General features: G+C 38.4%; 11 protein-coding genes and 1 pseudogene. 9 read left to right on the top strand and 3 right to left on the bottom strand.

Features of this window, described 5'->3' with window-relative positions:
• The first annotated feature begins 132 nt into the window (after positions 1-132).
• The 6 genes and pseudogenes from HMPREF0023_RS17060 (at position 133) to hisG (ending at position 5,014) form a co-directional block, all read left to right on the top strand.
• Positions 133-467 (top strand): annotated as a pseudogene (locus HMPREF0023_RS17060) (hypothetical protein).
• A 251-nt stretch (positions 468-718) separates the two neighbouring features.
• Positions 719-2,167: an RNA polymerase factor sigma-54 gene (locus HMPREF0023_RS08960; RefSeq protein WP_005081255.1), complete on the top strand. Its 1,449-nt coding sequence runs from the start codon at positions 719-721 to the stop codon at positions 2,165-2,167.
• A 170-nt stretch (positions 2,168-2,337) separates the two neighbouring features.
• Entirely contained in the window at positions 2,338-2,679 is a 342-nt protein-coding gene (hpf, locus tag HMPREF0023_RS08955; RefSeq protein ID WP_004637996.1) for a ribosome hibernation-promoting factor, HPF/YfiA family, read from the top strand.
• Between the two features lie 137 nt (positions 2,680-2,816).
• Positions 2,817-3,068 carry a BolA family iron metabolism protein IbaG gene (gene ibaG / locus HMPREF0023_RS08950; protein ID WP_004637997.1) on the top strand — a complete coding sequence of 84 codons (252 nt, stop codon included), beginning with the start codon at positions 2,817-2,819 and terminating at the stop codon, positions 3,066-3,068.
• A 6-nt stretch (positions 3,069-3,074) separates the two neighbouring features.
• Positions 3,075-4,334 carry a UDP-N-acetylglucosamine 1-carboxyvinyltransferase gene (gene murA / locus HMPREF0023_RS08945; protein WP_004637998.1) on the top strand — a complete coding sequence of 420 codons (1,260 nt, stop codon included), beginning with the start codon at positions 3,075-3,077 and terminating at the stop codon, positions 4,332-4,334.
• The gene (gene hisG / locus HMPREF0023_RS08940; protein WP_004799890.1) at positions 4,331-5,014 is read left to right on the top strand and encodes an ATP phosphoribosyltransferase; all 684 of its coding nucleotides are present in this window, start codon (positions 4,331-4,333) and stop codon (positions 5,012-5,014) included. The genes murA and hisG overlap by 4 nt, the downstream gene beginning before the upstream one ends.
• Before the next feature lie 45 nt (positions 5,015-5,059).
• On the opposite strand, the gene HMPREF0023_RS08935 is transcribed toward hisG, so the two are convergent.
• Together HMPREF0023_RS08935 and HMPREF0023_RS08930 are read right to left on the bottom strand one after the other, a co-directional pair.
• A complete protein-coding gene (locus HMPREF0023_RS08935) occupies positions 5,060-5,926 on the bottom strand; it encodes a sigma-70 family RNA polymerase sigma factor (RefSeq protein ID WP_005091612.1) in 867 nt (288 codons plus the stop codon).
• Positions 5,927-5,932: 6 nt separating this feature from the next.
• Positions 5,933-6,364: a carboxymuconolactone decarboxylase family protein gene (locus HMPREF0023_RS08930; RefSeq protein WP_005091610.1), complete on the bottom strand. Its 432-nt coding sequence runs from the start codon at positions 6,362-6,364 to the stop codon at positions 5,933-5,935.
• Between the two features lie 272 nt (positions 6,365-6,636).
• Between HMPREF0023_RS08930 and hisD the strand changes: the two genes are divergently transcribed.
• Both hisD and hisC read left to right on the top strand, forming a co-directional pair.
• Positions 6,637-7,929: a histidinol dehydrogenase gene (gene hisD / locus HMPREF0023_RS08925; RefSeq protein ID WP_008941903.1), complete on the top strand. Its 1,293-nt coding sequence runs from the start codon at positions 6,637-6,639 to the stop codon at positions 7,927-7,929.
• Between the two features lie 161 nt (positions 7,930-8,090).
• On the top strand, positions 8,091-9,176 hold the full coding sequence (gene hisC / locus HMPREF0023_RS08920) for a histidinol-phosphate transaminase (protein ID WP_005081264.1): 1,086 nt from the start codon (positions 8,091-8,093) through the stop codon (positions 9,174-9,176).
• Between the two features lie 8 nt (positions 9,177-9,184).
• Here hisC and HMPREF0023_RS08915 read toward each other — a convergent pair whose 3' ends face one another.
• A complete protein-coding gene (locus tag HMPREF0023_RS08915; RefSeq protein ID WP_008941902.1) occupies positions 9,185-10,528 on the bottom strand; it encodes an anthranilate synthase component I family protein in 1,344 nt (447 codons plus the stop codon).
• A 514-nt stretch (positions 10,529-11,042) separates the two neighbouring features.
• On the opposite strand from HMPREF0023_RS08915, the gene HMPREF0023_RS08910 reads away from it, so the two are divergent.
• Positions 11,043-11,854, top strand: an 812-nt coding sequence (locus tag HMPREF0023_RS08910; protein WP_008941900.1) for a DUF6160 family protein, incomplete at its 3' end; no start/stop codon positions are given.

Genomic DNA, 11,854 nt, shown 5'->3' with positions numbered 1-11,854 from the left:
AACCTAGCGGTTGGGGGTGTTTTTTATTGGCGTATGAAAAAAATATTTTGTCAGCCTTATTGCTAAATATTTAAAGAATTATGCTACTTTTATTTCAATTAAATACTGAATAAAAATGATATTAGGGCTGATATGATTGTCTATACACTTTTATCTGCTATTGCTTTTATCTATTTGTGTTTCTTAATATTGAATTGCCTTAAAAATATAGAGAAAAAGATCAAGCACCTCGAGTTATTCGCAAATGGATATTGGATGATCCTGAAGGTGAGCTATATGTAGTGTATATTACATCAGATCAAAAGGTCTGGTCTGCTTGTGGACGATATGCAATGTCTTCCGGTTCAACGAGTACGACTTGGTCTAACTTTCTAGCAAGCGACTTAAATGATCTTGTGCGAACAACCATGGGGCAGAAAGTGCTCGAAGAAATGCGTGAGTGTCTTAAACAGCAAAATATAAAGTAGTTGATATTTCTTCACCATAAAAGATGTCGTCTGCTCTGATAAGCGCTTCTATTTAACTTGAACTATTATTTTTTAAGAGAGCACTGAGGTAAAGGTTGACTCGGTATTACAATAAATATTTATACTTTCGCTAGTTTTTTGAACAGATAAGTCATTAGAAAGGAATTTTCCTTGTATGCGTAAACATTACTTTATGTTATAAATATTTTTATGGGCATGTTTTTTGCTTGTTTAATTAAAAGGAAGGCTCTATGAAATTATCTGTTGGATTGAAAGTTGCGAATAGTTTGTCGTTAACTCCTCAATTACAGCAGGCGATTCGTCTTCTACAGCTATCAAGCTTAGAGCTGGAACAAGAAATTCAAATTCAGCTTGATAGTAACCCCTTACTGGAAAAAATAGAAGAATCAGGCACAACAGAAAGTCTTTCTGCACTGGAAAGTAAAGAAAATGCTGATTTGACGACGGAGTTAAATGCAGATCATTTGCCAAACGATTTGCCTGTTGATACAGAGTGGGATGATGTTTATACACACCAATCAACAGCACTGGGGTCTCCCGAATATGAAGAGCGAGAAGATAATCGACAGGTTCAACATAATTTAAAAGAACATATTTTAGAACAAGTTAATTTATTGCATTTTTCCTCTATTGATAAGTTAATCGCTTATTGCATTGTTGACTCTCTTGATGAAAAAGGTTTTTTAGATGCTGAACTTGAAGATATTCAATTGGCAACTACACGCTTTTTAGAAGAGATGGACAGCGATGAAGAGGTTGAATTGGATGAAATTATCGTTGTTCTTAAACATATTCAGCACTTAGATCCGATTGGGGTAGGTTCGAGAAATTTGGCCGAATGCTTAAGAATTCAACTTGAAGCATTGAATGAACATGCACCTTATGTGAGTGAGGCGAAGAATCTTCTTAAATATTACGAGTTACTTATTTCAAATGATTTGAATAAATTATTGAAACAAACTGGCTTGTCAAAAGAACAATTAAAGTCGGCAGTTGATTTATTAAGAACATTAAAGCCTTATCCAGGGCTGGAATTTAATCAACAAGAATCTGAGTATCAAGTTCCCGATGTGGTTGTTGCGAAAAAAGATCAACATTGGCAGGTGCAGCTCAATCCTGATGTTATGCCAAAACTGCGTATTAACTCCTTTTATTCTGGAATGATTCGTCGTGCGGATCAAAGTGATGATAATGTCTATTTGCGTAATCAAATGCTTGAGGCCAAGAATTTTATAAAAAGCATCGATGAGCGCCATAAAACGTTATTAAAGGTTGCGACCTGTATTGTTGAACATCAACGAGCATTTTTAGAGCAAGGTCCTGAAGCGATGAAACCTTTGGTGTTGCGTGATGTTGCTGAAGAAGTTGAGCTACATGAATCGACTGTGTCTCGTGTGACAACCAATAAATATATGCTTACGCCACGTGGTCTATTCGAATTGAAATACTTTTTTTCTAGTCATGTGGGCACAACCACAGGTGGGGAAGCATCTTCTACCGCGATCCGTGCTATGATCAAAAAGCTAGTTTCAAATGAGAATCCATGTAAGCCGTTGTCAGATAACGCAATTGCTGAAATGTTGAAAGTGGAAGGGATTGAGGTCGCACGACGCACGGTCGCAAAATATCGTGAATCGTTACATATTCCATCATCTTCTGAAAGAAAAGTCTTGATCTGAATTTCAAGGTGTGACTATTCTAGGGGTTCATTATTACGAAATAATGAATCTTTTAATGATCACTAGAGGAGTCGCTGAAAATGATTTAATGGATATTGAACCACAAAATGTGCATTAAATTTGCTTAAGCGACGTTCTTGAATCCTGAGAAAAAGGTGAGGGATAGAATTATGCAAATAACAATTCGTGGACACCATTTAACCATTACACCAGCAATTGAAGAAAATATAAAAGAGAAGTTTAGTCAAATGACCAAGCATCTGGATCAGGTGAACAGTATGCAAATCAAGTTGGCTAAGGATCATCAAGTAGATAAACGGTCACATAAGGGGAGTGCAAACCATATTGCAGAGGCGATTATTCGCCTTCCAGGGGTAGAATTGTTTGCACAAGCAACAGCTGATGATATGTATACTTCGATTAAAAAATTAACAGAAAAATTAAAAAGACAACTTGCAAAACATAGAAAAATACAATGTTCTTATCAACATGAGCTGGCTCTTATAAGTTGATTTTTATTTTATAAAAGAGGCTTTTTGTTGAGCCTCTTTTTTTTATTGATAAAAAAGAAGCTGTATACTGAATTATGTGAAAAAGTTATAGTAAAATAACGCGTTTTACACCAATGGTTGTATAAGAGGTCTTGGTAATGAATAGTGAGCAGCTCACGCAAATTTTAAAAGAAGCTTTCCCTGAAGCAGAAGTAGCAGTGAGTGGACAAGCTGGAAAATTTGACCTACGTATTGTTGATGATCAGTTTGAAGGTAAACGTACCGTTAGTCGTCAACAAGCGGTTTATGCACCTTTAAATTCTTATATTGCGAGCGGTGCAGTCCATGCTGTAACGATTCGTGCAATGACAAAAGACGAATGGCGCAAAGCAAGCCTTTTCGGAGCTTAAATATTAATGGATAAATTTTTAATTACGGGCGGTGTTAAGCTCGAGGGTGAAGTGCGCATTTCTGGTGCTAAAAATGCAGCTTTACCTTTACTTGCAGCGATGATTCTAGCTGATTCTCCGATTACGCTTACCAATGTTCCAAATCTAAAAGATGTAAATACATTAGTAAAATTAATTGCTGGTCTCGGTGTGACCATGAGTTATGAAGGTGAAACGGTGTGTGCTGATGCTTCGACATTAGACAATCAGTTTGCACCTTATGAACTGGTAAAAACCATGCGTGCATCTATTTTGGTGCTTGGACCATTATTGGCGCGCTATGGAAATGCAAAAGTATCATTACCAGGTGGTTGTGCAATCGGCTCACGTCCAGTTGATCAGCATTTAAAAGCGTTAGAGGCTTTAGGTGCACAGATTGAAGTTGAAAATGGTTATGTGCATGCATCAGTTGATGGTCGCTTAAAAGGTGGTGAAGTCATTTTTGATATGGTGACCGTGGGTGGTACCGAAAATATCTTGATGGCAGCAGCATTAGCAGAGGGTGTAACCACGATTCGTAATGCAGCACGTGAGCCTGAAATTACTGATCTTGCGCAAATGTTGATTAAGATGGGTGCCAAGATTGAAGGTCTGGATACTGATACGCTTGTGGTAACGGGTGTAGAAAGTTTACATGGCTGTGAATATGCTGTGGTCGCTGATCGTATTGAAACGGGTTCATATTTGGCTGCAGCTGCGATTACGGGTGGTCGAGTCAAAACGACACATACTGATCCTAGCTTGCTTGAAGCAGTGTTGGATAAGTTTGAGGAAATGGGTGCAGAAGTCACACGTGGTGATGACTGGATCGAATTAGATATGCAGGGCAAGCGTCCTAAAGCCGTGAGTTTTAGAACCTTACCACACCCTGAATTTCCGACAGATATGCAAGCACAAATTATGGCTGTCAATGCGATTGGTCGCGGTTTTGCAACGATTTCAGAAACGATTTTCGAAAACCGTTTTATGCATGTCCCTGAACTTTCACGTATGGGTGCTAACATTCAAGTTGAAGGACATGATGCGGTTGTAACAGGCGTCGAAAAACTTCAAGCAGCACCTGTAATGGCAACTGATTTACGAGCTTCTTTCTCTTTAGTTCTTGCTGCATTGGTTGCAGAGGGGGAAACACTAGTTGATCGTATCTATCATATAGATCGTGGTTATGAACACGTGGAAGAAAAATTGCAAAGTTTAGGTGCTCAGATTAAGCGAGTAAAAGGATGAATGACTTAAGAAACGATGATCCAAATTTTGATGTGATGGGCAATTTTGATCATGGTTTAACTTTAGCACTCAGTAAAGGTCGTATCTTAAAGGAAACATTACCGTTACTAGAAAATGCAGGTATCAATTTACTTGAAGATCCTGATAAATCTCGTAAATTAATTTTTCCAACCACCCATAAAAAAGTTCGTATTTTAATTTTACGTGCTTCTGATGTGCCGACTTATGTTGAAAATGGCGCAGCAGATTTTGGTGTGGCGGGCAAAGATGTATTGATGGAACATGGTGCACAACATGTTTATGAGTTGCTTGATCTAAAAATTGCAAACTGTAAGTTAATGACTGCAGGTAAAGTAGGTATGGAACGTCCGAAAGGTCGTTTAAAGATCGCGACTAAATATGTCAATCTAACCCGTCAATACTATGCAAGCTTAGGTGAGCAGGTTGATGTGATTAAACTTTACGGATCAATGGAGCTTGCACCTTTGGTTGGTTTAGGTGATTACATTGTTGACGTGGTAGATACAGGTAATACTTTACGTGCCAATGGTTTGGAGCCTTTGGAAGAAATTTGCAAAGTATCATCTCGCTTGATCGTCAACAAAGCAAGTTTTAAGCGTAAACAAGCTTTACTCAATCCGATTCTGACGCAACTTGAGCAGGCGATTAATAATCGCTAAAATCTCGAATAAATATTGAAGGTCAACTAAGGTTGGCCTTTTTTATTAGAGTTTTTCAGGGTTGCGCAAAACATAAATGTCGGAGATGTGCTGTTGATCAAAATGAAAAGTTAGTACGATCACACAATGATGTTGCTGATCAAATAGTTTGAAACCGATATTGCCATTCAAATAACACATTTCCCAAGATAACTCAGTCCATGCTTGAAAGAGTAAACGTTCAAAAAAGCGTAATACACTGTTCAGATCTGTAAAGGGTTGCCGAATTGCGGAAACTTTACCACCGCCATCGGCTGCAAATAAAATATCTTCACTTAAAAGTGCTTTAAGTTGCTCTAGATTGTGTGAATGAATCGCATCTTTGAATGCATTCAGCAAAGTTATTTGATGAGAAGTCGGTATGGTCGAAAGTACTTTGGGCTGCTCTGCAATCCGTTTCTTACTGCGAGTCACCAATTGGCGACAATAATTTTGCTGTTCTAAAAGTATGTCTGCAATTTCAGCGTAATCAAGATTGAATATCTCATGCAATATATAAGCGGCACGCTCTTTGACAGACAGTTTTTCTAAGATGAGCAGAAAGGCAGTGGAAAGGGTGTAATCTGATTCGACAAATAACTCTTCAGTATGATGATAGGGTTCAGGCAACCATGTTCCGATATAATCTGTCCGAGATTTGTGATGAGAGCGCAATAGATCAATACAATGTCTTGTGCATATGGTGGTAAGCCAAGCTTGTGGATGGATAATTTCATGTTTGGGTTGCTGTTGCCATTTGATAAAAACATCTTGTAAAGCATCTTCAGCATCACTTGTTGAACCTAAAAGTCGATAGGCAAGACCAAACAAAAATGTTCGGCTTGCCTGAAATAGGTTTAAGTCGTCTTGACTGATACTTGTTGGTCTATTCATTTAATTTTAGTGTTGCGAAATGCCGATACGATTCCACAAATTAATCATGCCAATCAATAAAGTTAAAGCAGATATTTGCTGTTCATTGAAGTATTTAAGTAACTCGACACGAAGTGGTTGGTAATCTGTTTGCGATTGTAAATGGGTGAGTGCTTCTACCCAAGCAAATGCAGCTTTTTCTTGTGCACTAAAATCCGAACAGTGACGCCAAACAATCAAGCGATCTAAACGTGTTTGTTTTTCCCCGTCGGCTAGCGCTTCAGCAATGTGCATTTTGATGCAAAAAGCACATTGATTGATTTGTGAGGCTTGTAGCAGAACAAGATGATAGAGCGATCGTTCCAGTAAAGCAGAGTCGTCAATATTTTGATGTACTTGATAGAGAGACCGAATCGCTTCTGGTAAATGTGTTTTCGGATGAGTATTTAGCTTTGCCATTTTTAATGTTCCTCGTTTAAATCAATAGCGTTACTAAATTGACGATTCAGAAAGTGAAGTTGTGACAGAAAGTTAAAAAATATTTATAAGATATTGTTTTTATTTTATAAATTTTATTATTGTTTATTGGGGTTTTGTCTTGATGAAGCGGTGTGCATGATTTATCGAAGAATTCGCTCTTTACTATTGATTTTTTAAGCAGATATTGCCCCCACAAATCTGATTAAAAAGAGTAAACTTAGCGTTCTCTTTTTCACCTTGTAGGTAAATTGATGCGACGTTTATCGACTCAGGATCAGAATTTTAAACAAACATTTGCTGAGCTTTTGGCATTTGAAACTGTGAATGATCCTCAACTAATTCAAACTGTAGACCAGATTATTGCCGATGTTCGTCAGCATGGCGATGATCATGTACTTAAGTTAACGCAGCAGTTCGATCGACATCCAGCGCATCAATTTTCTGATTTAGAACTGACACAAGCACAACTTAAGACTGCCTTTGACGGTTTAAGTACTGAAATACGTGAAGCCTTAGAGTTGGCAGCAAAACGTATTCGTTCATTCCATCAGGCGCAGAAGCAAGAGGGTTGGACTTACGTAGATGAACTAGGTAATACCTTAGGACAGAAGGTTACTCCGCTTGATCGAGTGGGAATCTATGTGCCAGGTGGGTTAGCTTCTTACCCATCCTCTGTGCTGATGAATGCTTTACCTGCACATGTAGCGGGTGTACCTGAAATTATTATGGTGGTTCCTGCACCGAATGGTGAACTGAATCCATTGGTTTTAGCCGCAGCATATTTGGCTGGTGTTAGTCGAGTTTTTACCATTGGTGGTGCGCAGGCTGTTGCTGCGTTGGCGTATGGCACACAGACCATTCCTCCTGTGGACAAAATTACTGGACCAGGCAATCGATTTGTAGCAGCAGCGAAACGTGCCGTATTTGGTCAAGTCGGTATTGATATGATCGCAGGGCCTTCTGAAATTTTGGTCTATGCTGAAGGTGAAAATAATGCCGATTGGTTAGCAATGGATGTGTTATCTCAAGCCGAACACGATACAGTTGCTCAAGCGATTTTCATTACACCTGATGAAGCGCTTCTCAATGCCGTTGAAGCTGCGATTGAAAAACATTTAAATGAATTGCCGAAAGCAGAAATTGCGCGAACATCGATTCAAAATCGTGGTGCATTGGTACTGGTCAAAGACCGTGCAGAAGCGGTTGAGTTGATCAACCAAGTGGCTCCTGAGCATTTGGAGCTTTGTTTGGATGATGCTGAAAAAATGAGTCAAGACATTCGTCATGCTGGTGCGATCTTTATGGGACGTTATACACCAGAAGCAATCGGAGACTATTGTGCAGGACCAAACCACGTCTTGCCAACATCGGGCACCGCACGTTTCTCGTCTCCATTAGGTGTATATGATTTTCAAAAGCGTTCAAGCTTGATTATGTGCTCAAAAGATGGGGTTAAAATCCTAGCGAAAACTGCTGATGTACTCGCAGTGCAAGAAAATCTTGATGCTCACGCGCGTTCAGCACGTTACCGTTATGAAGTTTGAGCTAGAAGTGAGTGCTGTAGTCTAGCACTATAAAAAAATATAAATCTCTCCCTGACCCTCTCCTAAAATGAGAGGGGGACTTGTCACGATACATGTGAAATAGGTTTGAAGACTCCTCTCCCTTTGGGAGAGGTTAGGAGAGGGTAACAAGAGAGTAGAAAATGACGTTTACAACAGAACAAATGCGTTTTTGGAGTCCTGAGGTTCGTGAACTAGAGCCGTATGTGCCTGGTGAACAACCAAAAATTCAGAATTTACTTAAACTTAATACCAATGAAAATCCCTATCCGCCTTCACCAAAGGTGGTGGAAGCTGTTCAAGCTGTATTATCCAATCAAGCCGATGCTTTACGTCTATATCCTGATCCAGATGCAACTGCCTTAAAACAAGCGATTGCAAAACAGCAAAATGTGGATGTTGAGCAAGTTTTTGTTGGTAATGGTTCTGATGAAGTGTTGGCTCATATCTTTAAAGCATTCTTTATTCAAAAAGAACCGATCCTTTATCCTGATATTACTTATAGTTTTTATCCTGTTTATAGTCAGTTCTTCGGGATTGAAACGAAGCAAATTCCATTGAATGAAATGTTTGAAATAGATGTTTCAGATTATCAACAAGAAAATGGCGGCATCATTATTACCAACCCCAATGCGCCTACAAGTATTGCGTTAGGATTGGCAGAGATAGAAAAAGTATTACAGGCAAATCCAAATCGTGTGGTTGTGATAGATGAAGCTTATGTCGATTTTGGTGCTGAGACAGCTGTTCAATTAGTCAGTCGTTATGACAATCTCGTCGTTTGCCAAACGACATCTAAGTCACGTTCGCTTGCGGGTCTGCGTGTGGGTTTCGCGATTGCACAAAGTCATTTAATTGCTGCACTTGAAGCGGTAAAAAATAGTTTTAACTCTTATCCAATTGATCGTTTCGCGATTGCAGCAGCAGTGGCTTCATTTGAAGATCAAAGTTATTTTGAAGCACAATGCCAAAAAGTGATTCAAAGTCGAGAGAAATTGGTTAATGATTTAAATACGCTTGGCTTCAACATTTTACCGTCAAAGGCAAATTTTATTTTTGCTACGCACCCTCAACATGATGCAGCACAGCTTGCTCAGCAGCTTCGTGAACAGGGAATTATTGTTCGTTATTTTAATAAACCAAGAATTAATCAATTCTTGCGTATCACGATCGGTACGGATGAGCAAAATCAACGTTTGGTTGAGACGCTCAAAACAAAGATATTATAAACCGATATTTATTTTTCGGATTGCTGCCATGTATTGAGTAAATCAATCATGGCAGAAATTTTATCAAAACATTCTTGATACTCTGCTTCCGCATCTGATGCGATCGTAATACCGCCTCCAGCCCACATCGATAATTCATTTTGATATTTTTGAATACTGCGGATCAAAATATTCCAACGGCCCGTCCCATCAAAATTAAAATAACCGAGACTACCGCAATATGCACCACGTGGAGCGCCTTCTAACTGCTCAATGATTTGCATAGCACGGATTTTCGGTGCACCCGTGATTGATCCACCAGGAAGGGCGGACAACAACACTTGCATTGGGTTAATTTCCTCTTGTAGTGTTGCTGTAATTTCACTGACCATATGATGAACTTGGTTAAAGCTTTCTATTTCAAACAGTTTTGTTGTTTCTACAGATCCTATTTCTGCATAAACGCTTAAATCATTTCGCAGCAAATCTACGATCATCACATTTTCAGCTTGATCTTTTTCAGATTGACTTAGCTTGTTCTTAGAGATTTGATCCTGTTCAGGATCATTAAAGCGCGGCATGGTGCCTTTGATTGGACGTGTTTTGATTTTTCGCTCGGCCTGAAACTCAATAAATAGTTCAGGAGAGCAGCTTAGTAACTCAAAATTACTAATATTAAGATACCCTGCATAAGGTGCATGTGTGAGATCCCACAAAGCTTGGGTCTGACTCAATAATGATCCCTCGACTTTCGCTTTAAATTCTTGCGTTAGATTGATTTGATAGCAATCCCCAGCTTTAATATATTCTTTGACCTCATCAAAAGCATCCATATATTGTTGTTTTGACCAGCGCGGATGGCATTTTGAAACTAAGTTAAGTTTCACATTTTTTTTGGGCTGTTCTAATCGATGACAGATTTGATCATAAATGTATTGCGCTTCGTCTTCATCGCTATGGAAATACCAAGCATTATTTTGGAACTTTAAGAACGTTTGATATTTGCCTAAGAAAAAACAAGGTTGTGAGCGGATAGTATTGTTAATATTGAGTTGTGCTGCATAGTCATAACTAAAAAATCCAATATAGCCCCCTTGGAAACTGACATTGTTTGCCTTTGGAGGCGAGGTTGGGTCTAAATTGGTGAATCCTAAAATTGATGTCGTGGTGCTCTTCTGATATTGATCAAATTCAATACGATCAAATTGTTGTAGTGTCGAACGCTCTATAATTAAGAATGCTTTAGGTGCAAATGCGATAATTGGATTGTTTTGATCATACAAATAGGTTAAACCAGTCAAACCATCTAATTGCAATAGCAGGTCAAATGCAGATGTGAGTTGCGTATTAAGCTCGCGATTAAAATAAGACATAAAACAACAATGACTTCATCTGTATTTGAGATATCAAATTGTACTACAATCAATAAAAATCTACTGATACGTCAGATTAAAAAAACATCGAATATTTGTTTGAATGAATATCGAAAAATAAATTTTAATCAAACTGATTTTTCTGCATATTGTTGATGCTCATTTGTATTTTGTTACATCCCTGATATTGAGCTTCTGTCAGTAGAATAAAGCGGCATCTCTTGAAAATGCGCACTTAAAAACAAGCATATATTTCTTTAAATTATTATATATTTTATATGTTTATTGTTTTTCTGTGGCTGTTAGTTGACTTTTTAATGATTCAGCCGTTTATCGGTTTATTGGTAAAAAACATTTAACAGGAGTTGAACATAAAATAACAAACGAGTAATTTAGTACTTGCTAAGCGAACTACTCAAGGATTGGAAGTTCAGGTTGTCATTAAAGAAAAACGACAGTGGACAGTTTAGAGTAGTGAAAGTCAAAAAAATAAATGCTCTTGGGAGAGTGCTCAATGAAAATGTTTACTAAACTAGTTTTAGTTTCTTCAATGGCGATTAGCGCAAATGCAATGGCTATGCAGTCAATGGATGATGCTGCACTAAGCGCTGCAACAGGTCAAGATGGGATCAATATTGGTATCGCTTTAGATGCTGGTGGTATCTCTATCGACAAATTATATATTCACGATAACGATGGTTTGGACACAGCAACAGGTATTACTGGTGCAACAGGGGTAGCAGGTGCTATTTCAATTGATGGTCTTTCTATCACTCAAAGTGGTAGTGGCAATTTACTTGATTTAGTGATTGATACTGATGCGGGTACATCAGGTGCTTTCCTTAATATCGCAGCAAATGTTGGTGCTGTAGATATTAGTATTGGTTCGATTGGTGTTGCTGCATCAAATGGTTCAACATTAACCGATACTACAACTGCTGTTCGTGGTGTAACAGGTACAACTTCTGAAATTCTTACTGGCCTAGACCTATCTTTAGGTGCGATCTCTGCTAATGTTCAACTAGGTGCTACACCTCAAGGTGCAATGATTAAATTAGACTCTACTCTACAAGGTGGTTTGACGATTAGTGACCTTGGTATTAATGATGCTGCGGGCGGTGGTCAAATCTATCTAGATAATATCTATGTACGTGGTACGGGTAATGCAAATGGTGATTTAGATATCAATACTGATATTTCTGTGACAACTTCAGGTCTTCAATTGAAAAACAACAGTACTCAGGGTATGAATGTTTATATCCAAGGTGTTCGTTTAGGTAGTGATACAGCGGCATCAATTGGTGATGTGGAAATCCAAGGTTTAAA

This window comes from Acinetobacter sp. ATCC 27244 (assembly GCF_000156555.1).
Taxonomy (GTDB): Bacteria; Pseudomonadota; Gammaproteobacteria; order Pseudomonadales; family Moraxellaceae; genus Acinetobacter; species Acinetobacter haemolyticus.
This window is presented reverse-complemented; position numbering and strand designations above follow the sequence as displayed.